General features: G+C 70.4%; 24 protein-coding genes and 1 pseudogene. 16 read left to right on the top strand and 9 right to left on the bottom strand.

The window, feature by feature from the left end:
• Positions 1–73 precede the first annotated feature (73 nt).
• Genes OG568_RS02030 through OG568_RS01980 form a run of 11 tightly spaced genes read left to right on the top strand, consistent with a single transcriptional unit; the run spans position 74 to position 11,432 of the window.
• Entirely contained in the window at positions 74–1,366 is a 1,293-nt protein-coding gene (locus tag OG568_RS02030; RefSeq protein WP_329530006.1) for an ABC transporter substrate-binding protein, read from the top strand.
• Positions 1,367–1,368: 2 nt separating this feature from the next.
• A complete protein-coding gene (locus OG568_RS02025) occupies positions 1,369–2,265 on the top strand; it encodes a carbohydrate ABC transporter permease (RefSeq protein WP_329530005.1) in 897 nt (298 codons plus the stop codon).
• Positions 2,265–3,188, top strand: coding sequence for a carbohydrate ABC transporter permease (locus OG568_RS02020; protein ID WP_329530004.1), 924 nt, complete (start codon positions 2,265–2,267; stop codon positions 3,186–3,188). The genes OG568_RS02025 and OG568_RS02020 overlap by 1 nt, the downstream gene beginning before the upstream one ends.
• Positions 3,185–5,296, top strand: coding sequence for an alpha-galactosidase (locus OG568_RS02015; RefSeq protein WP_329530003.1), 2,112 nt, complete (start codon positions 3,185–3,187; stop codon positions 5,294–5,296). The genes OG568_RS02020 and OG568_RS02015 overlap by 4 nt, the downstream gene beginning before the upstream one ends.
• Before the next feature lie 56 nt (positions 5,297–5,352).
• Positions 5,353–6,111 (top strand): SDR family NAD(P)-dependent oxidoreductase, encoded by a 759-nt coding sequence (locus OG568_RS02010; RefSeq protein WP_329530002.1) that lies wholly within the window; start codon positions 5,353–5,355, stop codon positions 6,109–6,111.
• A gap of 49 nt (positions 6,112–6,160) precedes the next feature.
• The gene (locus OG568_RS02005) at positions 6,161–6,922 is read left to right on the top strand and encodes a FadR/GntR family transcriptional regulator (protein ID WP_329530001.1); all 762 of its coding nucleotides are present in this window, start codon (positions 6,161–6,163) and stop codon (positions 6,920–6,922) included.
• The gene (gene dgoD / locus OG568_RS02000) at positions 6,919–8,064 is read left to right on the top strand and encodes a galactonate dehydratase (protein WP_266590686.1); all 1,146 of its coding nucleotides are present in this window, start codon (positions 6,919–6,921) and stop codon (positions 8,062–8,064) included. The genes OG568_RS02005 and dgoD overlap by 4 nt, the downstream gene beginning before the upstream one ends.
• Positions 8,058–8,855: a hypothetical protein gene (locus OG568_RS01995; RefSeq protein ID WP_329530000.1), complete on the top strand. Its 798-nt coding sequence runs from the start codon at positions 8,058–8,060 to the stop codon at positions 8,853–8,855. The genes dgoD and OG568_RS01995 overlap by 7 nt, the downstream gene beginning before the upstream one ends.
• Before the next feature lie 51 nt (positions 8,856–8,906).
• Positions 8,907–9,542, top strand: a complete 636-nt coding sequence (locus tag OG568_RS01990) for a bifunctional 4-hydroxy-2-oxoglutarate aldolase/2-dehydro-3-deoxy-phosphogluconate aldolase (RefSeq protein ID WP_329529999.1) — start codon at positions 8,907–8,909, stop codon at positions 9,540–9,542.
• Complete coding sequence (locus OG568_RS01985) at positions 9,539–10,444, top strand: SMP-30/gluconolactonase/LRE family protein (RefSeq protein WP_329529998.1); 906 nt, start codon at positions 9,539–9,541, stop codon at positions 10,442–10,444. The genes OG568_RS01990 and OG568_RS01985 overlap by 4 nt, the downstream gene beginning before the upstream one ends.
• A gap of 10 nt (positions 10,445–10,454) precedes the next feature.
• Positions 10,455–11,432: a sugar kinase gene (locus OG568_RS01980; protein ID WP_329529997.1), complete on the top strand. Its 978-nt coding sequence runs from the start codon at positions 10,455–10,457 to the stop codon at positions 11,430–11,432.
• A gap of 95 nt (positions 11,433–11,527) precedes the next feature.
• Here the strand turns inward: OG568_RS01980 and OG568_RS01975 are convergent, their stop codons facing one another.
• The 4 genes from OG568_RS01975 to OG568_RS01960 form a co-directional block, all read right to left on the bottom strand.
• Entirely contained in the window at positions 11,528–12,787 is a 1,260-nt protein-coding gene (locus OG568_RS01975; protein ID WP_329529996.1) for a low temperature requirement protein A, read from the bottom strand.
• Complete coding sequence (locus OG568_RS01970; protein WP_329529995.1) at positions 12,784–13,761, bottom strand: SDR family NAD(P)-dependent oxidoreductase; 978 nt, start codon at positions 13,759–13,761, stop codon at positions 12,784–12,786. The genes OG568_RS01975 and OG568_RS01970 overlap by 4 nt, the downstream gene beginning before the upstream one ends.
• A gap of 147 nt (positions 13,762–13,908) precedes the next feature.
• On the bottom strand, positions 13,909–14,796 hold the full coding sequence (locus tag OG568_RS01965; RefSeq protein ID WP_329529994.1) for an MBL fold metallo-hydrolase: 888 nt from the start codon (positions 14,794–14,796) through the stop codon (positions 13,909–13,911).
• Between the two features lie 92 nt (positions 14,797–14,888).
• Positions 14,889–15,872 carry an aldo/keto reductase gene (locus OG568_RS01960; RefSeq protein ID WP_266633666.1) on the bottom strand — a complete coding sequence of 328 codons (984 nt, stop codon included), beginning with the start codon at positions 15,870–15,872 and terminating at the stop codon, positions 14,889–14,891.
• A 97-nt stretch (positions 15,873–15,969) separates the two neighbouring features.
• Here OG568_RS01960 and OG568_RS01955 point away from each other — a divergent pair, with 97 nt between their 5' ends.
• From OG568_RS01955 to OG568_RS01945, 4 genes and pseudogenes are all read left to right on the top strand, one after another.
• A complete protein-coding gene (locus OG568_RS01955; RefSeq protein ID WP_329529993.1) occupies positions 15,970–16,557 on the top strand; it encodes a TetR/AcrR family transcriptional regulator in 588 nt (195 codons plus the stop codon).
• Positions 16,558–16,939: 382 nt separating this feature from the next.
• Positions 16,940–17,455, top strand: a complete 516-nt coding sequence (locus OG568_RS01950) for a hypothetical protein (RefSeq protein WP_329529992.1) — start codon at positions 16,940–16,942, stop codon at positions 17,453–17,455.
• Positions 17,456–17,476: 21 nt separating this feature from the next.
• A pseudogene (locus OG568_RS61200) lies at positions 17,477–18,118 on the top strand (hypothetical protein); the annotation flags it as partial.
• Between the two features lie 371 nt (positions 18,119–18,489).
• Positions 18,490–19,527, top strand: a complete 1,038-nt coding sequence (locus tag OG568_RS01945) for an oxidoreductase (RefSeq protein WP_329529991.1) — start codon at positions 18,490–18,492, stop codon at positions 19,525–19,527.
• A gap of 178 nt (positions 19,528–19,705) precedes the next feature.
• Here the strand turns inward: OG568_RS01945 and OG568_RS01935 are convergent, their stop codons facing one another.
• Together OG568_RS01935 and OG568_RS01930 are read right to left on the bottom strand one after the other, a co-directional pair.
• A complete protein-coding gene (locus OG568_RS01935) occupies positions 19,706–21,088 on the bottom strand; it encodes an APC family permease (protein ID WP_329529990.1) in 1,383 nt (460 codons plus the stop codon).
• Between the two features lie 48 nt (positions 21,089–21,136).
• Positions 21,137–22,018 (bottom strand): carbon-nitrogen hydrolase family protein, encoded by an 882-nt coding sequence (locus OG568_RS01930; RefSeq protein ID WP_329529989.1) that lies wholly within the window; start codon positions 22,016–22,018, stop codon positions 21,137–21,139.
• A gap of 107 nt (positions 22,019–22,125) precedes the next feature.
• Here OG568_RS01930 and OG568_RS01925 point away from each other — a divergent pair, with 107 nt between their 5' ends.
• Entirely contained in the window at positions 22,126–22,860 is a 735-nt protein-coding gene (locus OG568_RS01925; RefSeq protein WP_329529988.1) for a FadR/GntR family transcriptional regulator, read from the top strand.
• A 393-nt stretch (positions 22,861–23,253) separates the two neighbouring features.
• Here OG568_RS01925 and OG568_RS01915 read toward each other — a convergent pair whose 3' ends face one another.
• From OG568_RS01915 to OG568_RS01905, 3 genes are all read right to left on the bottom strand, one after another.
• Positions 23,254–24,444, bottom strand: a complete 1,191-nt coding sequence (locus tag OG568_RS01915) for a thiolase family protein (protein WP_266423845.1) — start codon at positions 24,442–24,444, stop codon at positions 23,254–23,256.
• Positions 24,445–24,578: 134 nt separating this feature from the next.
• Positions 24,579–25,223, bottom strand: coding sequence for a CoA transferase subunit B (locus tag OG568_RS01910; RefSeq protein ID WP_329529987.1), 645 nt, complete (start codon positions 25,221–25,223; stop codon positions 24,579–24,581).
• On the bottom strand, positions 25,223–26,005 hold the full coding sequence (locus OG568_RS01905) for a CoA transferase subunit A (RefSeq protein ID WP_329529986.1): 783 nt from the start codon (positions 26,003–26,005) through the stop codon (positions 25,223–25,225). The genes OG568_RS01910 and OG568_RS01905 overlap by 1 nt, the downstream gene beginning before the upstream one ends.
• Positions 26,006–26,018 lie beyond the last annotated feature (13 nt).

Below are 26,018 nucleotides of genomic sequence, written 5' to 3'. Positions count from 1 at the left end.
GTGCCTGCCACAGGCAAAGCCGGGCCGTCAGGGGGCCTCAGTTCTGTCCCGTAGGCACTTAGGGAGTGCACAGATGACCGTTTTCAACGCCACCCGCCGCAGATTCCTCGTAGGAACAGGCGCAGTCGGCGCCGGCGCGCTGCTCAGCGGTTGCGTCACCCAGACCCCGTCCGCCTCCGGAGGAAAGTCCGGCGGCCCGGTGACCCTGCAGTCCAACCTCTCCTCCCCACAGGCCAAGACCGCGATGCAGGCGGTCGTCGCCGCCTTCGACAAGCGCGGGGACACCAGGGCCCAGCTCAACACGGTCGCGTCGGAGACGTTCCGCACCCAGCTGCCGACCTACCTCACGTCGGCCAACCCGCCGGACGCCTACACCTGGTACCCCGGCTCCGTCGCCGAGTCGTACGCCAAGAAGGACCTGCTCCTCGGCCTCGACGACATCTGGGAGAAGCCCGAGCTCGCCGGCTACTCCGACGCACTGAAGAAGCTGTGCACCTCGGCCTCCAGCGGCAAGAAGGTCTTCGTGCCCACCAGCTACTACTGGTGGGGCGTGTTCTACCGGAAGTCGAACTTCGCCAAGTGGGGCGTCAAGGAGCCCAAGACCTGGGACGAGTTCCTCGACCTCTGCGACAAGCTCAAGAGCAAGGGAGTCGCCCCGATCGGCCTCGGCGCCGGCGGTGACACCCCCTGGGTCGCCTCCACCTGGTTCGACTACCTCAACATCCGCGTCAACGGCGCCGCGTACCACCGCGAACTCCTCGCGGGCAAGCACCGCTTCGACGACCCCGAGGTCCGCAAGGTCTTCGACAAGTGGGACGAGGCCCGCCCGTACTTCGACCCCAACGGCACGGCCATTCCCTTCCAGGACGCCACCACCGCCCTCCTCCAGGGCCGTACCGGCATGATGCTCATCGGCACCTTCTTCGCCGACGCCGCCCCCAAGGACGCCCTGGACGATCTGGACTTCTTCCAGTTCCCCATCATCGACCCGAAGGTGCCGGTCGCCGAGGAGGCGCCCACCGACGGCTACTTCGCCAGCGCCCGCACCAAGCGCGCCGACGGCGTCAAGGAGCTGCTGCGCTACCTGGCCACCGCCGAGGCGCAGGAGCTCTTCCTCAAGAGCGGCTCCGGCACCACGCTGCCCACGCACCCCGACGCCAAGGACGCCGGCACCCCGCTGGTCCTCAAGGGCCGCAAACTCATCGAAAGCGCCACCGACGTCACGCAGTTCTTCAACCGGGACTCCAGCGACGCGCTCCAGCCGACCGCTGACACGGCGCTCGTGCACTACCTGGCGAAGCCCAAGCAGGTCGGATCCATCCTCACCACGTGGCAGCGCAGCGCACAGAAGATCTGGAGCCAGTGACAATGGCGCTGATCGGTTCCGCACGACGGTCCAGGGCCACTCGGGTGCCCCCGGTGGTCCTGGCCTTCGTTCTCGTCCCGCTGCTCGCCGAGGCGTTCTGGGTCTTCTGGCCGGCCCTCCAGGGCTTCTACCTCTCCCTGACCTCCTGGGACGGTCTGTCGGCCCCGAAGTTCGTCGGCCTCGGCAACTTCAGCGAGATGGCGCACGACGCGGTCTTCCGCACCGCCGCGATCAACACGGTGCTGTGGCTGCTGCTCTTCGGCGGGCTGTCCGCCGCCCTCGGGCTCGGTGCCGCGCTGCTGCTCCAGCAGGAGCGGCGCGGCATCGGGTTCTACCGGGCGGCGCTCTTCCTGCCGGTTGTCTTCTCACTCGTCGCCACCGCGCTGGTGTGGCAGGCGATGTACCAGCCGGACGGCCTGATCAACAACGTGCTGGGGGCCATCGGTCTCGGCGGCTGGAAGCATGCCTGGCTCGCCGACCAGGACACCGCCTTCTACGCGGTCATCGTGCCCGCGCTGTGGCGCCAGGTCGGCTATGTGATGGTGCTGTACCTGGCCGGTCTCAAGGGCATCGACCCCGTGCTGTACGAGGCGGCGAAGGTCGACGGCGCCAGCCGACTGCAGCAGTTCCGGCACATCACCCTGCCGCAGCTGCGCAGCGTCAACGCGGTCGTCCTGTCGGTGATCGTCATCGACTCCCTGCGCTCGTTCGACGTGGTGTGGGCGCTCACCCGCGGCGGCCCCTACCACTCCTCCGAACTGCTGAGCACCTACATGTACTCCACCGCGTTCCAGTCCCTGCGCCTGGGATACGGCTCCGCGCTCGCCGTCGTCATCTTCGTGCTGGCCTTCGGCGTCATCGCGAGCTACCTCGTGCGCGCCTTCAAGGAGGCCGACTGATGACCGCCACTGACGCGACCGCGCACATCAAGGGCGCCGAAGGCTCGTCGGGCCAGGCCGGCCCCGCCAAGGTCGCCGCGCCCCGCCGCCCCGTCCTGAGCGGCCGCAGCCTGCGCACCACCGGGTTCCACCTCACCGCGGGCCTGCTGTCCGCGCTGTGGCTGCTGCCGATCGTCCTCGTGCTGGTCACCAGCACCCGGACGTTCGACGACATCGCCGCGCACGGCGTCGGCAGTTGGCCGCACTCGTTCACCTTCGACAGCTTCCGCCAGGCGTGGGTGGACGGCGGCCAGCAGCGCGCCCTCATCAACAGCCTGCTCGTCACCATCCCCACCCTGCTGCTCTCGCTCGGCCTCGCCTCCATGGCGGCCTTCGCGCTCAGCCGCTACGACCTGCCCTTCCGGCGCGTCCTGCTGCTGGTCATGCTCGGCGGCAACCTGCTGCCCCCGCAGATCCTGCTGATCCCGGTGTCCAAGCTCAGCGAAATGCTCGGCATCTACGACCAGTTGTACGCCCTGATCGGCGTGCAGGTCGGCTTCGGCGTCGGCTTCTACGTCTTCGTCCTGCACGGCTTCATGCGGGCGATCCCCGGCGAGATCCAACAGGCCGCCGTCATCGACGGCGCGAACCCGTGGCAGATCTACTGGCGGATCATCCTGCCGCTGGCCCGCCCGGCGCTGGCCGCGCTGACCGCCCTGGCGTTCACCTGGATCTTCAACGACCTGCTGTGGGCCATCACGGTGCTGCGCACCGACACCCAGATGCCCATCACCGCCTCCCTCATCGGGCTGCAGGGCCAGTACGTGTCCATGTGGAACGTGATCGCGGCCGGCTCGGTGATCGCCGCCGCCCCGACGGTGGCCGTCTTCCTCCGCTTCCAGCGCTACTTCGTGGCCGGACTGAACCTCGGAGCCGTCAAGTGACCCCGCACGACCGGTGGCTGCTGCGCACCGACACCACCACCTACGCCGTCACCCTCGGCGGCGACGGCCGCTGGGCCGAACTCGCCGCCTGGGGTCCCCACGGCGTCGAGGACGGACCGTCGCCCATGGACTGGTCGCGGCGCACCCACTTCATCATCCCCGCCGACGCCGCCCCGGCCGAGTACATCCCTTACGGGCTGCGGCCGTTCACCGGCGCCGACCTGATCGCCTCCCACCCCGGCGGCGACCGCGGCAGCTGGTGGCGGTTCACCGGCGCCACACAGGACGGAGACCGGGCGCTGCGCCTGGAGTTCGCCGACGACGTCCTCGGGCTGCGCACCACGCTCCGCTACGAGACGGTACCCGGCACGGACGTCGTCCTGCGCTGGACGGAGCTGACCTGCACCGGAGAGACCGAGGTGCGCCTGGAGCGCTTCGACTCCGCCGCCGTCAATGTGCCCGTCCAGGGCGGCGCGCGGCTGACGTACCTGGCCGGCCAGTGGTCGCAGGAGTTCCAGCTGAAGCACCTGGAGCTGGAACGCGGCCGCTTCGAGATGGAGAGCACCCAGGGCTCGGCCGGGCACGCCTACCATCCCTGGCTCGCGGTCCAGGACGCCGCCGCCCCCGCCGAGGGCGCCACCCCCACGTACGGCATCGCCCTGGAATGGTCAGGCAACTGGCGGATCACCGCCGACGCCGAGCCCGGCGGCGCCGTACGAGTGCGGGCCGGCCGCGTGCCCCACGAGGGCGCCGTCCGCCTCGCCCCCGGCGCCACCCTCGTCACGCCCCGACTGGCCTGCGCCTTCAGCCCGGACGGGCTCGACGGACTGGCCCGCGTGTGGCACCGCTACGAGCGGCACCTCACCGGCGAGCGCATCGACCGGCCGCGCAAGGTCCTCTACAACTCGTGGGAGGCGACCGGCTTCGACGTCGACGCCGCCGGGCAGCTGGAGCTCGCCAAGACGGCCGCGGAACTGGGCGCCGAACTCTTCGTCGTCGACGACGGCTGGTTCACCGGACGCCCCGACGACACCGGCGGCCTCGGCGACTGGGACCCGGACCCGGCCGAATTCCCCGGCGGGTTCGACCGGTTCGTCGAGGACGTCCGCGCCCTCGGCATGGACTTCGGCCTCTGGGTGGAGCCCGAGGGCATCAGTCCCCGCTCCAAGCTCTACGCCGAGCACCCCGAGTGGGTGTACCGGATCGAGGGCCGGCCCGCGACGCTCGTACGCAATCAGCTTCTGCTCGACCTCGGCCGCGAGGACGTCCAGGAGTTCGTCATCGGCACCCTCGACCGGCTGCTCGGCGACCACGCCATCAGTTACCTCAAGTGGGACATGAACCGGCCGCCCACCGAGCGCGGCCGCCCCGGCCACCCGGCCGGTCCCGACCCCGAGCTCCAGGACCTCGACGCCGCTCACGTCGCCGGTTACCTACGCGTCCTGGACCACCTGCGCACCGCCCACCCGCACGTCACCGTCGAGGGCTGCGCCGGCGGCGGCGCCCGCGTCGAGCACGCCACCATCGCCCGCACCGACGTGGTGTGGCCCAGCGACAACACCGCGCCCATGGACCGGCTGCGCATCCAGCACGGCTACCTCCACGCGCACGCCCCGCACACCATGAGCTCCTGGGTCACCGACGCCCCCGGCGTCTTCGACCCGCGCCCCCGCTCCCTCGCCTTCCGGTTCGTCAACTCCATCGCCGGAGTCCTGGGCATCGGCGCCGACATACGCCACTGGACGCCGCAGCAGCGCGCCGAGGCCACCGAGTGGATCGCCCGCTACAAGGAGATCCGCGCCATCGTCCACCACGGCGAGGTGAGCCTGCTCGGCAGCCCCGCCGACCCGACCTGCGGCATCCAGTACGAGGAACCGGGCGGAGCCCACCTGGTGGTGACGGCCTGGAACACCGGCCCGCTGGACGGCGCGCCCCTGGTGCCCGGCCGGGCCGCCCGGCTCCGGCTGCGCGGCCTGCGGCCGGACGCCGTCTACACCGACACCGCGGCCGGCACCCGCTACAGCGGCGCGTACCTGATCCACTCGGGGCTGCCGTTCGCGTGGACCGCCGCACACGACGCGGAGCTGACCGTCCTGGCCCGGCAGTGACGACAGCGAAAGAATCTGTACCCCATCTCCCTCTCGAACAGGAGACGATCCACCTCATGAACGCAGCCGGCCGCTTCACCAACCGCGTCGCCGTCGTCACCGGCGCCGCGTCGGGCATCGGCGCGGCCTCCGCGGCACGCCTCGCCGCGGAGGGCGCGGCCGTCGTCCTGGTCGACATCGCCGCCGACCGCGGCGAGGAAATCGCCGAGCGACTGCGCAAGGACGGGGCCCGGGCCCTCTTCGTCGCCGCCGACGTCGCGAGCGAGGACGACTGGCAGCGGGTGATCACCACCGCCCACAGCTTCGGGCCCGTGGACGTCCTGGTCAGCAACGCGTACACGGTGACGGTCGCGCCGGCCCACGAGACCAGCCTGGCCTCCTGGGAACGGCAGCTGTCGGTCAACCTCACCGGCGCCTTCCTCGGAGTCAAGGCGACACTGCCCGACCTGCGCGAGCACCAGGGGACCGTGGTGCTCGTCTCCTCCGTCCACGCCCACCGAGGGATCCCCGGCCACCCGGCGTACGCGGCGAGCAAGGGCGCGCTGCTGTCGCTGTGCGGACAACTCGCCGTCGAGTACGGCCCCGAGATCCGCGTCAACGCCTTGCTGCCGGGACCGATCCTCACCGCCGCCTGGGACCGCGTCTCGTCGGCCGACCGCGAGCTCAGCGTCGCCGAGACCGCGGCCCGCCGCTTCGGCACTCCCGAGGAGGTCGCCGCCGCCGTCGCCTTCCTCGCCTCCGAAGAAGCCTCCTACATCACCGGATCGAGCCTGCTCGTGGACGGCGGCTGGAGCGTCACCAAGGCGTCCGCCTGACGCGACCGACCGCTCCCCCCACCGACCGACCAGCAAGAAAGGCAAACACATGACGCCATACGCGCGCCGCGGAGTGCACGGCCAGACCGTGGAGACCCTCGCCCGCCGGGTGCTCAGCGGCGCGATCCCCGAGGGAGCGACGCTCGACATGGCGGCCCTGCAGAGCGAACTGGACGTCAGCCTGACGGCCCTGCGTGAATCGCTCAAGGTGCTCGCGGCCAAGGGCATGGTCGACGCCCGGCAGAAACGCGGCACGTTCGTCCGGCCCCGCTCCGACTGGAACCTGCTCGACGCCGACGTACTGCGCTGGCAGTTCTCCGAGAGCAACGGCACCGGCACCGACCTCGCGCTGCTCCGCAACCTCGGCGAGGTCCGCGGCATCATCGAACCCGCCGCCGTACGGCTGGCCGCGGCCCGCCGCACCGACGCCGACCTCGAGGCCTTGGAGAAGGCACTGACCGCGATGGGTCAGGAGGGCGGCGCGAGCGACGCCGTCGAGTCCGACCTCGCCTTCCACCGGGCGCTGCTCGCGGCCACCCACAACGAACTGCTCGAACGCATGGAGATGGTCATCGAGTCGGGCCTGGCCCAGCGCGACCAACTCGTGCACAGCGCCCCCCACAGCGAGGACCCGGTCCCCAGCCACCGAGCCGTCCTCGACGCCGTGCGCGACCAGGACCCGGACGCCGCGGAACACGCCATGCGCGCCCTGCTCGACCAGGCGACGCGCGACCTCGACAAGCTCAGCGGAACGTCCGCGCCCGAGGGCGCGGACAGCTCCGCCGATGAGAAGGACGGCCAGTCACAGTGAAGATCGCGCGCGTCGAGACTTTCCTCGTCCCGCCCCGTTGGCTCTTCTGCCGCATCGAGACCGACGACGGCGTCGTCGGCTGGGGCGAGCCGGTGGTGGAGGGCCGGGCCGAGGTGGTCAGGTCAGCCGTGGAGGTGCTGGCGGAGTACCTGGTGGGCCAGGACCCGCTGCGCATCCAGGACCACTGGCAGGTGCTGAGCAAGGGCGGCTTCTACCGGGGCGGCCCGGTCCTCTCCAGCGCCGTCGCCGGTATCGACCAGGCCCTGTGGGACATCGCCGGCCGCGCCCTCGGCGTGCCGGTGCACACCCTGCTCGGCGGCCCGGTGCGCGACACCGTCCGGGTATACGCCTGGGTCGGCGGCGATGAACCCGAGGGCCTCAAGGACGCGGTCACCGCCCAGATGGAGGCCGGCTTCACCGCCGTCAAGATGAACGCCGCCGGGCGCACCCCGCCGATCGGCAGCCCCGCCGAGACGGCCGCCGTCGTCGAGCGCGTGGCCGCCGCGCGCGAGGCCCTGGGCCCGCACCATGACGTCGCCGTGGACTTCCACGGCCGTTTCAGCGCCGCCAACGCGCGGCGCGTGCTCCACGAGATAGCCCCGCTGCACCCGCTGTTCGTCGAGGAACCCGTTCTGCCCGAGCAGGCACATCTGCTGCCCGGACTGGTCGCCGCCTCGTCCGTGCCGCTGGCCACCGGCGAACGCCTCTACGGGCGGGCCGACTTCCTCCCGGCGCTGACCGCGGGCATCGCCGTGGCCCAGCCGGACCTGTCGCACGCCGGCGGGATATCGGAGGTCACCCGGATCGCCTCGCTCGCCGAGACCTTCGGGGCCCACCTCGCGCCGCACTGCCCGCTCGGTCCCATCGCGCTGGCCGCCAGCCTCCAGGTCGCCTTCGCCACGCCCAACTTCCTGATCCAGGAGCAGAGCCGGGGCATCCACTACAACAAGGACGCCGACCTGCTGTCCTACCTGGTCGACACCGAGCCCTTCCGCTTCGTCGACGGTCAGGCGCACCGCACCACTCTGCCCGGACTCGGCGTCGCCGTCGACGAGGACGCGGTCCGCGCCGCCGACCGGTCAGGCCACGCCTGGCGCAACCCCGTCTGGCGGCACGCCGACGGCTCCTTCGCCGAATGGTGAGCGCCACGCGTCTGCCCGTCCGCGTCACCACCGACCCGGACCACGGCGGACGCTGGACCTCGCTGACCGCGGGCGGCCGCGAGTGGCTGTGGCACCGCGACGAGCCCCGCCGCCGCACGGTCCGGCCCGGTGACCCCTTCGCCGACGCCGGGGGACTGGAGGAGTGCGTGCCCACCGTGCGCGGGCTGCCCGACCACGGGGACACCTGGTCGCGGCCCTGGCACAGGGAGGGCGAGGAGGACGTCGCGGAGTGCCCCGACTTCCGCCTGACCCGGCGCATCGGCGAGCGAGGGGACGCGGTCGTCGCCGACTACACGCTCTCCGCCGCGCCCGGGTACCGGTTCGTATGGGCCGCCCACGCCCTGCTGGACCTCTCCCCGGCCGCCCGGATCGGCATCGCCGGACCGGCGGTGACCCGGCTCTACCCGGACGAGGGCGACCGCTGGGTCACCGGCACCTGGCCCAGCGTCGACGGCGTACCGCTGGACCTGCTCGGCCCGGACGACGGGAGTGCCGTCGGAGCGGTCGTCCTCACCTCCCAGGTGTCCGTGCACGACGGCGCCGACACACTGCACCTGTCCGTCGAGGCCGACGGACAGCCGGTCGCGGTCGCCCTCTGGCGCAACCTCGGCGGCTTCCCCCGGGGAGCGCCGTACCGCTCGATCGGCGTCGAGCCGATGCTCGGCCGCGTCTTCGATCGCGCCGCGGCGGACGACGGCGACACCGCCGTCGTGCCACCGACCGGCGAGGTCGCCTGGCGGCTCACCGTCACCGCGACCCGCCGCGCCTGAACCCCCGTCACCAGGCCGCACCTGAACCTCCATCACCAGAAGGGATGTCGGATGAACCTGCTCGCCGCGCTGCGTGCCCACCGACTGCTCGCCATCGTCCGCGGCAGCGACCCGGACGCCGCGCTGACCACCGTGCTCACCCTCGCCGAGGAGGGCGTCACCCTCATCGAGGTCTCCCTCTCCGGGCGCGACGCGCTCGACGTCATCGCGCGGGCCCACGCCGCGCTCGGCCCCGACGCGACGCTCGGCGCCGGAACCGTGCTCAGCTCCGACGACGCCAGGGCCGCCCAGAAGGCCGGCGCGGCCTTCCTCGTCACCCCGGCGGTCAGCGACGGCATCGCCACCGGGCGGGAACTCGGACTCCCCGTGCTCGCCGGAGTGATGACCCCCACCGACATCCTCCAGGCACGGCGGCTCGGCGCCGACGCCCTCAAGCTCTTCCCGGCGGGCAGCGCCGGGGGCCCCAGGTATCTGCGGGACCTGCGCGGCCCCTTCCCGGACCTGCCCTTCGTACCCGTCGGGGGAGTGGACGCGGCGGCGGCCGACGTCTACCTGCGCGAGGGAGCCACAGCCGTCGGCGTCGGATCGCCCCTGATCGGCGACGCCGCCGAGGGCGGCGACCTCACCGCCCTGCGCGAACGTGCCCGCGCCTTCCTGGACGTCGTCCGCCCGCAGGCCCGCCCATGACCGCCCCCGCGGTCCTCGGGAGCGACCGCCTCGAACTGGGCGAGGGCATCCGCTGGACGGACGGCCGCGCCGTGCTGACCGACATCCTCACCGGCCGAATGCTCGCCGCGCCCGACGGGCCCGACACACCGCTCGCCCCCATCATCCAACTGCCCTGCCCACTGGGCGCCGTGGCACCGGTGGAAGGGCGCCCCGGCCACTGGATCGCGGCGGCGGGCACCGGCATCTGCCGTATCGACCCCGCGGGCCGCGTCGACTGGATCGCGCGCCCCGAGGACGACGCACCCGTGCCGATGCGGATGAACGACGGCGTCGCCGACCCGCACGGCCGCTTCTGGGCGGGCAGCATGGCCTACGAGGCCACCGAAGACGCGGGCTCCCTCTACCGCCTGGACCACGACGGCCGCGTCACCCGCGTCCTGCGGGACGTCACGATCCCCAACGGCCCGGCCTTCAGCGCCGACGGCACCGTCATGTACCTCGCCGACAGCGCCCGGGGCATCATCCGCCGCTACCCGGTCGACCCCGTGAGCGGCGACCCGGGCACCCCCGAAACCTTCGTCACCCTCGGCTCCGGCAGCCCCGACGGCATGACCACCGACATCGAGGGCTGCCTGTGGACCGCCGTCTGGGGCACCGGGCAGGTCCACCGTTACCGCCCCGACGGCAGCCTCGACCGGATCGTCGACCTGCCCGCCGGGCAGCCCGCGGGACTCTGCCTCGGCGGCTCCGACGGCCGTACGCTCCTCGTCACCAGCGCGCGGATCGGCCTGGCCGCCCCGGGACCCCTCGACGGCGCCGTCTTCGCGGTGCGGGTGGACGTCCCCGGCGCCCCCGCCACCCCGTACCGCCCTGCGGTCCCCTCCGTCCCGGCCCCCACGGACCGCGCCGACACACCCTAGGAAGCCCACCATGAGCACCCACCGGCCACTGCGCCCCGGCCCCGTGGTCTGCGTCGGCGAGACCATGGCCGCCCTCGCACCCGACCCCCTCGGCCCGCTGGACGGCGCCGACCTGCTGCGCGTCGACATCGCGGGCGCCGAGTCGAACGTCGCCCTCTACCTCGCCGACCACGGCATCCCCGCCCGCTGGGTCTCCGCGGTCGGCGACGACCCCTTCGGCCGCCGCGTCCGCGCCCGGATCGCCGCGGGCGGCGTCGACATCAGCGGCGTCCGCACCGACCCCGAGCGGCCCACCGGACTGCTGCTCAAGGACCCGGGCGCGCACGGCACCCGCGTCCACTACCACCGCACCGGATCCGCCGCCTCGGCCCTCACCCCCGACGTGCTCGACGACCCCGCGGTGGCGGGCGCCGCGCTCGTCCACCTCAGCGGCATCACCCCTGCCCTGTCGCCCGGCTGCCGCGCCCTTGTCGAACACGCGCTGCGCCCCGACCGCCCGTGGCCCGTCAGCTTCGACGTCAACCACCGCCCCGCCCTATGGGCAGGCCACTCCGCCGCCGACGTGCTGCGCCGGTTCGCGGACCGGGCCGACATCGTCCTCGTCGGCCTCGACGAGGCCCAGGCGCTGTGGGGGGACGGGATCACCGACGCCGAACGGGTCCGCGACCTCCTGTCCGGCCCGCGCGTGCTCGTCGTGAAGGACGGTGACCGCGCCGCCACCGCCTTCGTGGGGGACGCCGCCCACAGCGTGCCCGCCCTGACCGTGCGCGTCGCCGAACCGGTCGGCGCCGGCGACGCCTTCGCCGCCGGATTCCTCAGCGGCCTGCTGCGGCAACTGCCCGTGGACCGCGCCCTGCGGCTGGGCCATCTGACCGCGGCCGCGGCCCTGAGGGTCGCCGCCGACCACGGCCCGCTGCCGGACCCCGCCCTCGTCACGGCACTCCTGGACGCCGACGAGGAGACCTGGCGGGCGGCCGTGATCGACTGATTCCTCCGGATCGGGTGTGTACGACAAACGCCGAGAGCCTCTGCCGCGACGGCTCGCAACGCGCGGGTCAAGGCGCTCTGATACGAGTGAAGGGCTCAGCGCCGGTCGTCGTTCCGATGCTCCGCAACCGGCGACACCTCCTGGGCGGCGGATTCCCCTTCGTGGGACAGGCGGTAGGCCACGGCGAGTCCCCAGGGGACGCCGAGGAGAAGGACGAGGGCGAGGCCGAGGACGAGTGGCGCCGGGCGTGCGGCGCCGACCCCTGCACACAGGACGGCCACGACGACGCAGGTGCGGGCCAGCGGCCGGTAGAGCCCGCGGTCAGGGCGCCAGACGCGCAGGGAGGTCGCGAGCACCATCGTCGCGCAGAGCACCACGGCCGTGCCGCCGCAGAGCACCCAGGCCGTGGCGGCGGGGGTCCGGCTGTCGTGGGCGTGCTCGACGAGGCCGACCATCGCCGCCCCCATGGCGGCCACCGTGGCCGTGAGCGGCAGGTGGACCAGCATCCACTGCACGGTGCTCGCGCGTGTGGGCCTCGGCCGTCGGTGTCCGGCGAAGTCGAAGTAGGTCCACCAGGCACCGAAGCCGACGACGACGGCGACGAGCCCGACGGCGAGGGTGAGTGCGTTGGTCGGTTCGTGGGCCAGTCCGTCCACCACTCCGGTCACGGTCTCGCCGAGCACGATGATGATGAACAGCCCGAACCGTTCGGTGAGCGCGTCGGTCACGCTGAGCGCGACCGCCTGTACCGGAGTGGCCGTACCGATCATGGCCGCGAAGCCCGCCAGGTTGGCGACGGCCAAAAGGCCCCACGTCAGCACGCGGACGCCTGTGGGCAGGGCGGCGCTCGCGGCCAGGACGACCGCGCAGGCGGCTGTCCCGGTCACGAACAGCGTGCTGGGGCGGCGGAATTCGGGGCTGTCACCGCGCGCGGCGAGCAGCCACAGCACCGCCAGCACCGCGAACAGCACCCCCGCGTCGACGGCGAACGCGACTCCGCGTGCGCCGCCCGCCTCGGGGATGAACGCGCCCAGCGGAACGAGCACCAGGATCTGCAGCAGGAACAGGCTCCGGCCGCGGGCATCGTCGTAGCCGTGCAGCTCGTGGTGGAGACTGCCGTTGAGCCAGGCGATCCACACCAGAGCGAACACCGCGGTGAACTCGCCCAGCCCGCGCCAGGTCAGATGCCCGGCCAAGTGGTGGGCGGCCTGCGCGACGAGCACGACCACGACCAGGTCGTAGAACAATTCGAGCGGGCCGACCACCCGCTCGCGCGGTTGCTCGCCATGGGCGCGCGGCGGCTGCCACAGCTGACGCCGCAGCCGGGCCCACCACTGTTCGTGTCGCGAGGTCATGCCGGCAGCGTGGAACTCCTGCGGACGAGAGACTCGGATATGGCCCACAGCCGGTCCGCGTTCTCCCGGTCCAGGGCGTACGGCGCGACGCCGGCGACGGCACCGGCTCGTTCGGTGACCGGTTCGGCCTGTGCGCAGTCCTCGAAGTAACGGCCGGTGATGCCGTCCACCGTCGGCGAGGCCGCCAACAACACGGAGGTCGCGGCGCCCTGCTGCACGGTCTTCTGCGGTGGCAGCGCGAGTTCGCCCGAGGCGATGAAGTCGGCCACCTGCTGCATGTCCATGTGCCGGGCCAGGGACGTGTCGGCGATGTTGCCCGGCATCAGCGCGTTGGCGGTGATGCCGTCGTGGGCCCATCGCTCGGCGGCGCCGACGGCGAACAGGACGTTGGCGGTCTTCGACTGACCGTAGGAGGTCCAGGGGTCGTAGGGGCGGAAGCGGTAGTCCAGGTCGTCGAAGACGACCGGTGAGAAGAGGTGACCGATCGAGGCGACCGAGACGATCCGTGCGCCGTCCGCCGCCGCGAGTGCCGGGTGGAGGCCGGTGGCGAGGGCGAAGTGACCGAGGTGGTTGACGCCGAACTGCGTTTCCCGGCCGTCAGGTGTGCGGGTGAGTTCCGGCGGGGCCATCACTCCGGCGTTGTTGACCAGGATGTGCAACGGGCCCGTCCAGTCGGCGACGAACGTCTCGACCGTCGACCGGTCGGCCAGGTCGAGCCGTCCCACGGTCAACTGTCCCGACTTGGGCGGCAGTTCTGCCTCCAGACGCGCGGCCACACGGTCTCCCGCGTCGGTGTTCCGTACGGCCAGGGTGACATCGGCGCCCGCCGCGGCGAGCGCCCGGGCCGTCTCCACCCCGATTCCGGAACTGGCTCCGGTCACCACGGCCCGGCGGCCGTGCAGGTCGACGCCGTCAATGATCTCGGCGGCGGTGGTGCTCGCCCCGAACGTGTGGGGCATCTGAGATACGGACATGAGGTGACTCTCCTGATGTGGGCGACTTGGGAAATGCGAGGGCCGCAACGTGTTCGGCTCACTTGCCGACAGCGTTGCGGCGCCTCGGCGATGGGGGGTGGTCGCAGGGGCGGCCGGGCCGCACCCGCGACGGCAGGTCCGGTGGGGTTACCGGGAAGACGGCGGGCCGCCGACGGGAGCCCAGGCGTGAGCGTCGCCCACCGCTGTGACACGGCCGAACACGTCGTCGGTGAAGTGCCCGGCGGCGATCACGGTGTCCGGCCGCTGGAGTACGTGGTCGCGTACCGCTCGGGCCTGGTCCGGAGCGACGTCGGAGGAGAACACCAGATCGGGGTCGCCGACCTGAGCCGGGGAGTGAAGGATGTCTCCCACGATGCACACCGATTCGGTGCTGCCGCCCGACGGGTCCCGCACGACGATCGCCAGGTGTCCGGGGGTATGACCGGGTGTGGCTTCGACGGTCACCCCGGGAGCGATGCTGTCACCGCTCCTGACGAACTCGACGACGCCGTCGAGCGGCTTGAGCACCGCCTCGGCGTCCGGTCCGCCCATGGCCGCCGCCCTCGTCGACCAGTACTGCCACTCGTCTTCCGACATGAGGTGGCGCGCCCGGGCGAAGGTGAGGCCCGTGGGGGAGTTCGTCGCGGGCGCGTTCGGGAGCGGCGCGACATCGCTCGTCCAGCCGACATGGTCGAGGTGCAGGTGGGTGTACACCACCGTGTCGATGTCGTCGGCGGACAGCCCTTCCTCGGCGAGGTTCCGCAGAAGCGAACCGCCCTTGAGGTGAGCGACGCCGGGCACGTCCACGTCGATCTTCCCTACGGCCAGATCCACGAGGATCCGCCGGCCCCCGGCGCGAATCAAGAAGGATCCGAACGAGAGGATGAGCTGCCCGTCTTCGAGGAAACCGGGTCGCGTCGCCCAGTCCACGCCGGGGAACAGGACGTCTGGGTTGTGCGCGCCGAAACCGTCGGGGAGATAGGTGATCGTCGTGTCGCCGATGGTGATCCGGGACCGCGCGGCCGGCTGGGGCATGGGGGAGCCTTTCGGGATGTGGGGGCTTGGGACTGTGGGGGGGTACGGGGGTTCGGCCCCGCGATGGGATCTTGTGAGGCGCCGATCGGCTGTCAGCCGTTGAGCGTTCCCATCAACTCGGGTGCGTAGCGGTCGCCGGTGACCACGCCGTGCGGGGCGACCGCCTCGATCGCGGCGATGTCGTCGCCGGTCAGGGTCACCTCGGTCGCGGCGACGTTCTCCTCGAGGTAACGGCGGCGCTTGGTGCCGGGGATGGCGACGGCGCCTTGGTGCAGGACCCAGGCGAGCGCCAACTGGGAGGGTGTGACGTTCTTGGCGGACGCGATGCGGCGGACCTCGCGGACGACGTCCAGGTTGCGGTCGAAGCTCTCGCCCTGGAACCGGGGGTCGGTACGGCGCCAGTCGTCCTCGGCGAAGTCGTCGGGGCTGGTGATCGCGCCGGACAGGAAGCCGCGCCCCAGCGGGGAGTAGGCGACCAGGCCGATGCCCAGCTCCCGCAGCGTGTCGCGCACCCCGTCCTGTTCGATACCGCGCTCGAAGAGCGAGTACTCGGTCTGGACTGCGGTGAGCGGGTGGACGGCGTGTGCGCGCCGGATGGTCTGTGCGGATGCCTCGCACAGGCCGATGTGGCGGATCTTGCCCTCGGCGACCAGTTCGGCCATCGCGCCGACCGTTTCCTCGATGGGCACCTTGGGGTCGATGCGGTGGAGGTAGTACAGGTCGACGTGGTCGGTGCCGAGGTGCCGCAGCGAGCGTTCGAGGGCCCGGCGGACGTACTCGGGTCGGCCGTTGAGATCGACCATCTGGCCGTCGTCGCTGATCTCGATGCCGGTCTTCGTGGCGACCACGGCGGCCTCCCGGCGCCCTGCCAGTGCCTTGCCGAGAAGCCGCTCATTGACGAACGGGCCGTAGCTCTCGGCGGTGTCCAGCAGGGTGACGCCGAGTTCCAGCGCGCGGTCGATGGTGGCCAGCGACTCGGTCTCGTCGGTGGCGCCGTAGAAAGCGCTCATACCCATGCAGCCGAGGCCTTGGGCTCCGACGGTCAGACCCTGGCCGCCCAGTGCGCGGTGTTCCATGGAGGTCCCTTCGATAACTAACTGGATAGATACATTACCGTAGGCCCCCGGGTCGCCCGTGTCAATAACTAGATAGTTACTTGCTAGGGTGGCACACATGCCACGGGACTCCAGCGCCACCAAGGCCCGACTGCTCGACGCCGCCTTCACCGAATTCGCCACCTACGGCATCGCCGGCGCCCGAGTGGACCGGATCGCGGAGGCCGCGGGGGCGAACAAGCGGCTGATCTACGCCTACTTCGGCAACAAGGAGCAGTTGTTCGACGAGGTTCTGCGGCGGGCGATGACGGCGGGTGCCGAGTCGGTGCCGTTCGACGTCGAGGACCTGCCCGGATATGCCGGTGCGATCTTCGACCACCTCGTCGCCCGGCCGGACCTGATGCGCCTACGCCTGTGGAGACTGCTGGAGCGCCCCTCCACCACCGGACTCGAACCGGACGCCTTTCGGAGCAAAGCCGCCGAAGTGGCCGAAGCGCAGCAACGTGGCGAGGTCGCACAGGACATGGAGCCCGCCGATCTCCTCACCATGGTGCTCGCCGCGGCCCAGGCGTGGTTCTGGGCCGCGGAAGGCCTCAAACCCGAGGACATCAGCCAGTCCTGGTCGCCGCAACGGCTGGCCCTGCACCGCTCGGCAGTCATCGAGGCCGCCCGCCGGATGAGCGAGCCGAAGGCCGCCGACGAGTAGCTGGTCCGTGGGTACGTGCACACGGTGTACGGCGGGTCTGCCTCCCTCGGGAAGACGGGGTGGGCGCACGGCCGGCCGGTGCCGGACGTGGACGAGGGCGCGGACCACTCTCGGGCCGATCTCCTCCTGTCGGCCCCGCCCTCGGCCGTTTCGGCTGACCAATGTCCATGCGAGCCGTGTACTACAGGCAGTCGCGAGCTGCCTCGGGCGGGTTCCGGCCTTCGGATGGGAATTGGTGTCGATGGACCCACCCGTCGGCGGTATTCGCGCAGGGTCGCCCTATTGCGGCCTATCGCGTCCCGGAGAGGCGGATGGGACATGGGCCAACCTGTAGGGCTGACGTATGCCTGCGGGGCATACAGGGGCCGCAAAACAACTGTCCGTGGTCGCGGAGAACGTAGGGTCACACCTCCCGAAGGTCAGCTGTGACATAGCGGGGCATGTCATTGCCGAGATCCCGGAGCTCCGGGGCGACGCAACCGTCATCAAAATCCTGCAGGCGAGCATCGCGGAAAATGTCGCCACGTTGCTGCACGTTTTCGAGAACGACATGCCTCTGGACAGGATCGAGGTGCCCGCGGCTGCTCTTGAGTACGCCAGGAGGCTGGCACAGAGGGGTATACCCCTCAGCGCGATGGTCAGGGCCTACAGGATCAGCCACTGGCGTTTTCTGCAGTGGTGCTTGGACGAACTCAACCGACAGGACGCCGACGAGGATCTCGCGACCGCGACCAACCGGCCCATGCTGCAGGTGAGTTTCGGTTACATCGACCGGGTGACCGAGCATGTCATCGTGGTCTACCAACAGGAGCGCGATCATTGGCTGCTCAGCCAGACCGCCGCGCGTGCCGCGCGCGTACGAGACATCCTCACGGAGAAGGACGTCGACCTCAACTGAGCTGAACCAGCCCTTGGTTGCCGGCTTCTGCAACATCACCTCGGGCTGGTGGCCTGGTTGCCCACGCTGACGGGTGGGGGCGAGGGACTCGCCCAGCTCCACCGGATCACCAATGAGATCGCCCAGGAGTTGGGCTGCCCCGCCAGGCCGCTGTTCGTCCCCCGAGACGCGATTTTGTCCTGGGCCTGGCTGCCGCTCGGCTCGCACAGCGACGTTTCCTGGAAACAACTGTCGAATACGGTCGAGCACAGCGATCCTTCCGTGCACGTGTGCGCTGGATGCGTGGGCTACGGTGTCGAGGGATTCCGCTCCACGCACCGACAGGCCGTGCGCACGCAGGAACTTGCGGCTGTGGCCAATCCAGCCCCGCAGTTCACAGACTTCTCCCATGTCGGGCCCATCGCCTTGATGGCCACGAACGTCGGCGACATGCGCGCTTGGGAGGGGGCGCTCCGCTCACGAAAATGGCGTCGATTGCGTCAGTTCGTACGCCCGGCGTGTCCGTACCGTGCCCGTGGTCATGCTCATGCTGATCTGCGGCTTCAGGCGACGGCTTCGGCCCTGCGAAGGTCCTCGATTCCGGCGGTGTCGAAGCCGAGGTCGCGGAGTACGGACTCGGTGTGTTCGCCCAGGTCGGGGGCGGGGCCCGGACGGACCTTCTGAGACCTGCCCGGCTGCCGTGCGCTGGGTATCCCGTCGCAGCAAACAGCGGGTCACCGATCATGGCTCGCGGCGTTTGCGGTCACGCGCCAGGTGATGCGTTCCGAGCGGACCCTGCCGCGGAGGGGCGAGGAGGCCGCCTTGAAGCACAGATGTTTGCTTTACGGTGGATGAGTGCTACGATCGAGCTAAAGCACATTCTCGTGCTTTAAGTTGTCGATGTGGCGCCGCGTGAGATGCCGCCGATCGGCTCCCGAGATCCTCCTGTGTCCGCCCCGCGTCAGGAGTCGAATGTGAGGTCCAATATGAGCTCGACACAGTCCTTGCTGTTGCCGTACCAGATGCGAGACGTCTCTCTGGCGAACCGTGTGGTCATGGCCCCGTTGACGCGCAGTCGTGCACGCAATCGCGATCTCCTGCCCACTGAGCTTCACGCCGAGTACTACGCTCAGCGGGCATCGGCTGGTCTGATCATCTCCGAGGGGGTGTGGATCAGTCGCGACGCGGTCGGATGGCATGACGTTCCGGGGCTGTTCACCGACGAGCAGGTCGCCCACTGGAAGCGGGTGACAGACGCGGTCCACCTCGCAGGCGGTGTCATCTTCGCTCAGCTGTGGCACACCGGGTCCGCGTCTCACCCCGACTTCTTCGGCGGCCGCCCGCCTTTCGCGCCTTCGGCCGTCAATCCGGGGCAACTGGCCCCGACACCGACTGGCCGCAAGCCCACCGTGGAGCCCCGGGCGATGTCGGTGGACGACCTCCGGCAGACGGTCGCCGACTTCGCGACGGCGGCTCGCAACGCCATGGCGGCGGGATTCGACGGTGTTCAGCTGCAGGCAGGCTTCAACTACCTGATCAGCCAGTTCCTGAATCCCCGTACCAATCTGCGCACGGACCGCTACGGCGGCTCGATCGAGAACCGCGCCCGTTTCCTCTTCGAGATCATCGAAGCCGTCGGCGAGTTCGTCGACCTGCGGCGTGTCGGTGTGAAGGCCGGACCTGCCTGGTCCGAGACGGGCGAGTTCGTCTCCGGGCTCGAGGCGATGGCTGACAGCGAGTACGTGCTCGGACGGCTCAACGACTATGAACTGTCACATCTCCTGCTCATGGGGATGATGGTCGACCCCACCGGAGGACCGTTGGAGGAGCTGGCCGGCGATGGCATGTTCCGGCACTTCCGGAAGGTCTACGAAGGCACCGTCATCGCGAACGTCGGGTTCGACCAGGATCGAGGGAACGCGATTCTGACCGACGACCTGGCGGATCTGGTCGCCTACGGTCAGCCGTTCATCGCCAACCCGGATCTGCCGGCTCGGATCGCCTCCCGTGCGGCGCTCACCGAACCGAAGAAAGATCTCTTCTACGGTCCGGATGCCGCCGGCTACACCGATTACCCACTGCTGGAGGGGTGAAGCGCCGTCGCCCCCCCGACGGTCCCGAACGACGCTGACCGGACCTGCTGCCACGTGCGGCCGGGCGTCGCCACGAACACGATCGCAGTCGGCACGTCCCGGACACCGTGCCGACGCCCGCCTCCTCCATGAGGGCACCGGAGCCTCCGGCACCACTTGCTGGAACGACTCCCACAACTCATCCGGCCACGGACGCGGTCTCCAGGTCGTCGTCCTCGGCCTCGTTGAACGCCATGCTGGGCGGCGGTTGGCGGAACATCCGGGTGAGGTAGGCGAGGTAGATGACGCCCAGGCTCAGCCAGATGAGACCGAGGGTGAGGGCCGCGCCGTCCAGGTTGTACAGCAGGTAGAGATCCACGGCCGCGCCGATCGTGGGCGCGACGGCGTACGTCAGCGGATTGGGACTCTCGCCTTCCCGGCGCATGCGGATGTAGGTGGCGATGACGGCGACGTTGACGAAGGTGAAGGCGACGAAGGCGCCGAAGTTGATGAAGGAGGTCGATGTCGCCACGTCGAGGCTCAGCGCGATGAGTCCGATCGCACCGGTCAGCAGGATGTTGAGGGCGGGAGTGCGGTACCGGGGGTGGACGCGGGCGAAGAAGGTGCGGGGCAGGGCGCCGTCACGGCCCATGGCGAGCAGCAGCCGGGATGCGCTGGCCTGGGCGGCGATGCCGGAGGCGAACTGGGCCACGACGAGTCCGGCGAGGAAGATCGACGAGAAGAGGTCACCGCCGATGCTTCTGGCGATTTCGAAGGCGGCCGATCCCTCGTTGTCGAATGTGGCGCCAGGGTGGGCGAGCTGGGTGGCGTAGGCGACCGTGACGAAGATGGCGCCACCGATCAAGGCGATCAGGAGAATCGCGCGCGGCATCGTGCGCTTCGGGTCGATGGTCTCTTCCGTGAGGGTGGTGACTGCGTCGAAGCCGAGGAAGGAGTAGGCGGCGATGGCGGCACCGGCCGAGACGCCGGTGAGCGTGGTCGCACTGTTCACGAAGGGGCTGGTACTGGCCAGGGCGCCGGCACCGCCGAGGTTGAAGACGTGACGTAGGGCCAGCGCCACGAAGATCACTATGACCAGGACCTGGAAGATCATCAGCAGGTCGTTGACACGTTCGGCCGTCTTGATGCCGCGGACGTTCAGTGCCGTGGTGAGGGCGATGAATCCGACGATCCAGACCCAGAGCGGGACGCCGGGGAACTGTGCCTGGAGGTATGCGCCGCCGATGAGCCAGATGACCATGGGCAGGAAGAAGTAGTCGAGCAGGGTCACCCAGCCGACGAGGAAGCCGAGGCGCGAGTCGAGGGCCTTGCGCACGTAGGTGTACGAGGAGCCGGCGACCGGATAGGTGGCGGCCATGCGCCCGTAGCTCTGCGCGGTGAACAGCATGGCGACGAGGGCGAGCAGATAAGAGGTGGGCACGGTGCCGCCGGTGGCGGTGGCGACCACGCCGAAGGTGCCGAGGACGATCATCGGGGTCATGTAGGCGAGGCCGAACAGGACGACGGCTCTGAGCCTGAGGGTACGGGCGAGTGTGGGTGCGGCATCGTTGCCGTTGGACATGGAGTGCTCCGGGTGCTCGAAAGGCAGGGCGGGGTGCCGCAGGGTTGCTCAGGCCGTCGGGTGGCCATGCGGACGCCAGGTCCGCGGGTTGATTCGCCCGTCGTAGAGCGGTAGGTCGATGGGCGCGTCGTCGTTGCTGAAGTGATCCCAGATGCGGGTCACGCCTGCGGTGCCGTGTTTCCGGACACGTGTCACGTCGTCCAGGTCGATGACGTCGGTGAGGATGGTGCTGCCGTCCCCCGTGGCTTCGGCGCGGACGCGGCCTTCGGGGTCGACGACAAGGCTGTGGCCACGGCCCAGGGGGCCGGCGGTGTTGACGCTGACCACGTACACCTGGTTGACGATGGCGTTGGCGCGGGCCAGGACGACTTCCTGGGCCCGGTCGGCGGTGGTGGTCATCACGGGGTTGACGATGACCTCGGCGCCCATCCAGGCGAGGTGGCGGGCGACTTCCGGGAACCAGGCGTCGAAGCAGATGGAGAGGCCGATCCGTCCGGTGTCGGGGATGTCGAACACGACGAACCGGTCGCCCGGGTCGTAGGGTTCGCTGGGCCTCCAGGGAAAGATCTTGCGGTACGAGGCCGTCAGGCGGCCCTCGGGTGAGAGGACGACGGCCGTGTTGTACAGCTGCCCCTCGGGGCCTCGTTCGCACACCGTGCCGGGGAGCAGCCACATGCCCAGGTCGCCGGCCAGCTCTCCCAGCGCCTTGACCCGGGGCCCGTCCAGCGGCTCGGCGATCTCCCGCAACTGCTCGTGCGCCTGAGCACCCAGGGCGTCGACGCCGCAGAGGTGTAGCTCGGGGAAGACCGCCATGCGGGTATCCGGAAAGCGGGACCGGATGCTCTCCACCTCGGCAGCGAAGTCCCTGAGCTGCGTGTTCGCAGGGACGGAGGGGAGCTGTGCGAGAGCAAGCGGAAGAGGTCGGGACATGCGCGAGAAATTAGTTCAGAATGAGCAGTTAAGCAAGGGGTTCCTCGAGCGGCCGTTTCCATGAACCATGCGCCGCCTCCCCGGACCCGCCCGTTAGGGTGACGCTCATGGCCAGTACCGACAGCACCACGCCCCTCCCGTTCGCCACCCTGAACGGTGTGAGCAGGCTGTCCGCGCTGGAGGCCGTGCGCGCCAGGATCGCTTTGGCCGTGGACCTCGGACTGCTCGCACCCGGAGACCGTCTTCCCGGCACCGCCCAGATCGCCAGCGGTCTCGGCGTCGGTGAGATCACCGTCCGCCGTGCGCTGGTCTCCCTGTGCACCGACGGCGTTCTCGAACGCAGGCGGGGTCGCAACGGCGGCACGCACGTCGCCGAGAACCCGACGCACGGCACGGTTGCCGGCGCGGAGGCGTACCGCTCCGACAGCGCTGCCGTTCATCGCCTGATCGACCACCGACTCGCCCTTGAATGCGGCATCGCACACCTCGCCTCGGCCCACGCCTCACAGGACGACCTGTCCGAACTGCAGGACCTGGTCGATGAGATGGATCAAATGCCGAGCTGGGCGGAATTCCACGGCTGCGACGAACGCTTCCATCTACGGCTGGCACGGGCGACAGGCATCCCGTCGATCACAACGCCCTACGGTGCTGTTCTGCGCGAGCTCTACCGCTACTACTTGCCCTATCCGATGGAAGCTCTCCGAGAATCCAACACGGAGCACCGTCGGCTCATCGACGCCCTGCGCCGCAAGGACGCGGCCGAGGCCGGCGAAGTGGCCCGACAGCACGTCGAAGTGCTCCACAGCACCATGTTCGTCGGCCTGATGAACGCGGATTGAAGGGTCGTGACGGCCTTGGTGTCCTCTGTTCGACCGCCGCTCCTGTCGAGGGCAGGTGTGGCAGGCGTCCTGATGCCGTGCCGTGCCGTGCCGTGCCGTGCCGTGCCGTGACGGCCGCGGCGATGTACGCTCGCGCAGATCATCGCCGCGGTGCGGAATGTGGAAGCAGCCCGGCTCCTCGGCCTCCTGGGGGAGCGGGAGCGGGAAGTGGCGCTCGCCGTGGGGCAAGGCAAGACCGACGTCGAGATCTCGACGTTGCCGTACATGAGCGTTCCCACGGTCAAAGCCCGTGACTGGTCCGGGGAGGCGACGGCAGCGGGGGTGCCGGGGCGTCGCGCGGTGCCTTCTCTCTCGTGTTGTGGTGATCGGGGAAGTTGGCGGGCGGGCGTCGCCTCAGCGTTCCAGGATCAGGGCCATGCCCTGCCCGACACCGATGCACAGTGCGGCCAGGCCCGTGCCCGAGCCGGCGTCCGCGAGCTGGTGGGCGACCGCTCCGGTGATGCGGGCACCGGAGGCGCCGAGGGGATGTCCGATGGCGACGGCCCCGCCCCTCGGGTTCAGGATGCCGGAGTCGAGTTCGGGCAGGGCGGCGAGACAGCCCAGCGCCTGCGCGGCGTATGCCTCGTTGAGCTCGACGGTGTGCAGGTCGCCGAAAGTGCGTCCCGCCTTCGTCAGGGCCTTGCGGATGGCGTCGACCGGGCCGAGGCCGAAGTACTGCGGCTCGATACCCGTCACGGCGCTGGCGCGGATCCTGGCCAGCGGCTCACGGCCTGTCTCGGCCAGCCCGGCCTCGTCGACCAACAGCAGGGCCGCCGCACCGTCGTTGAGAGGCGAGGCGTTGCCGGCCGTGACCGTGCCGCCCTCACGGAAGACCGGCTTGAGGCGGGCCAGCGCTTCGAGGGAGGTGTCGTCCCGGATCCCTTCGTCGCGGGGCAGGTCCACACTCTCGACGGGGACCACCTCGGCGTCGTACGCACCGTCTTTCCACGCCCGAGCGGCTTTCTCGTGACTGGCGAGCGCGAAGGCGTCCTGGGCCTCACGGGTGATTCCGTACTTGTCGGCGATCAGCTCGGCGCTCTCGCCGAGCGGGATGGTCCACGCATCGGGCATCCGCGGGTTGACCATCCGCCAGCCGAGGGTGGTGGAGTACAGCTGCTGGTTACCGACCGGGAAGGCCCGCTCCGGTTTGGGCAGGACCCACGGTGCGCGGCTCATGGACTCCACTCCGCCGGCCACGGCGACGGAGGCGTCGCCGAGCGCCACCGCGCGGGCGGCCTGGATGACCGCCTCCATCCCCGAGCCGCACAGCCGGTTGACGGTGGTTCCGGGGACCGTCACGGGAAGACCGGCCAGCAGCACGGCCATACGGGCGACATCTCTGTTCTCCTCCCCGGCGCCGTTGGCGTTTCCGAAGAAGACGTCATCGATGAGGGAGGGGTCCAGGGCGGGGCTGCGGTGGAGAAGTTCGCGCAGTACTCCGGCGGCGAGGTCGTCGGGGCGTACAGAGGACAGGGCACCGCCGTAGCGGCCGATCGGTGTGCGGACGGCGTCGACGACGTAGACGTCCCGCAGGCGTTCGTTCATCGGGACTCCTTGTGGTGGGGAGGGAGTTCGGAGGGGGGAAGGTGAGCCCGCCGGTCCGGGTGCTGTCCGGTTGACCCGGCCGGCGGGGTTCATGGGGTCGGCCACAGACCGGCCGACGGGATGCTGACGCGGAGTCAGCCGACGGGGTCGGGCAGGCGCACGGGCGCGGCGGTAAGGCTGACGATCTCGTCCGTGCTGACACCGGGAGCGGTCTCCACGAGGGCGAGACCGTTCTCGGTGACGTCCAGCACGCCGAGGTCGGTGATGACGCGGTCGACGCACGCCACGCCCGTGAGGGGCAGGGTGCAGGTGTCGACGAGTTTCGGGCTGCCGTCCTTGGCGCAGTGGTCCATCACGACGACGACCCGGCGGGCGCCGTGGATGAGGTCCATCGCGCCGCCCATGCCCTTCACCATCTTGCCCGGGATCATCCAGTTGGCGAGGTCTCCCGCGGCGGAGACCTGCATGGCCCCCAGAATGGCGGTGTCGATGTGACCGCCCCGGATCATTCCGAAGGACAGCGCGGAGTCGAAGAAACTCGCACCCGGCAGTACGGTGACCGTCTCCTTGCCCGCGTTGATCAGGTCGGGGTCCACGTCCGCCTCGTCCGGATACGGTCCGACGCCGAGGATGCCGTTCTCCGACTGGAGCACCACGTGCACTCCTTCGGCCACGTGCTCGGGCACCAGCGTGGGCAGTCCGATGCCGAGGTTGACGTAGTCGCCGTCCTGGATCTCCGCCGCCGCGCGCGCGGCCATCTCGTCCCTGGTCCATGGCATCAGTGCCGCACCGTCCCTCGTGGCGACGGCGCGGAGACAGTGCGCCGTTCGATGTGTTTGTCCGCGGCCTGATCCGGCGTCAGTTCAACCACGCGCTGGACGAATACGCCGGGGAGATGGATCTCGTCCGGGTCCAGCTCGCCGGGCTCGGCCAACTGCTCGACCTCGGCGATCGTGATGCGGCCGGCCATCGCGGCGAGCGGGTTGAAGTTACGGGCTGAGCGGTGGAAGACGAGATTGCCGTGGCGGTCGCCCCTGGCGGCCCGCACCAGTGCGAAGTCGGTGGTGATGCCGTGCTCGAGCACGTAACGCCGGCCGTCGAACTCGCGGACCTCTTTGGGCGGTGAGGCGACGGCCACGGTGCCGTCGGGCCCGTAGCGCCAGGGCAGGCCGCCATCGGCGACCTGGGTACCGACACCGGCGGGGGTGAAGAAGGCGGGGATGCCGCAACCGCCGGCGCGCAGACGTTCGGCGAGTGTGCCCTGCGGTGTCAGTTCGACCAGCAGTTCACCGGAGAGGTACTGGCGGGCGAACTCCTTGTTGTCGCCGACGTATGAGCCGGTGACGCGGGCGATGCGGCCCGCGGCCAGAAGGACGCCCAGGCCGCCGCCGTCCACGCCGCAGTTGTTGGAGACCACGCTCAGCCCGGTCACGCCGGTCGCGAACAGCGCGTGGATCAGTACGTCGGGGACGCCGCTGAGGCCGAAGCCGCCCACGGCCAGGGAGGCTCCGTCCGTGACATCGGCCAGCGCCTCCTCGGCCGTGGCAACCACCTTGTCCATGTGTACTGCGCTC

Source organism: Streptomyces sp. NBC_01450, from assembly GCF_036227505.1.
In the GTDB taxonomy this organism is placed as follows: Bacteria; Actinomycetota; Actinomycetes; order Streptomycetales; family Streptomycetaceae; genus Streptomyces.
Note: the sequence above shows the minus strand (reverse complement) of the source record. Positions and strands in the feature narration are given on the sequence as shown.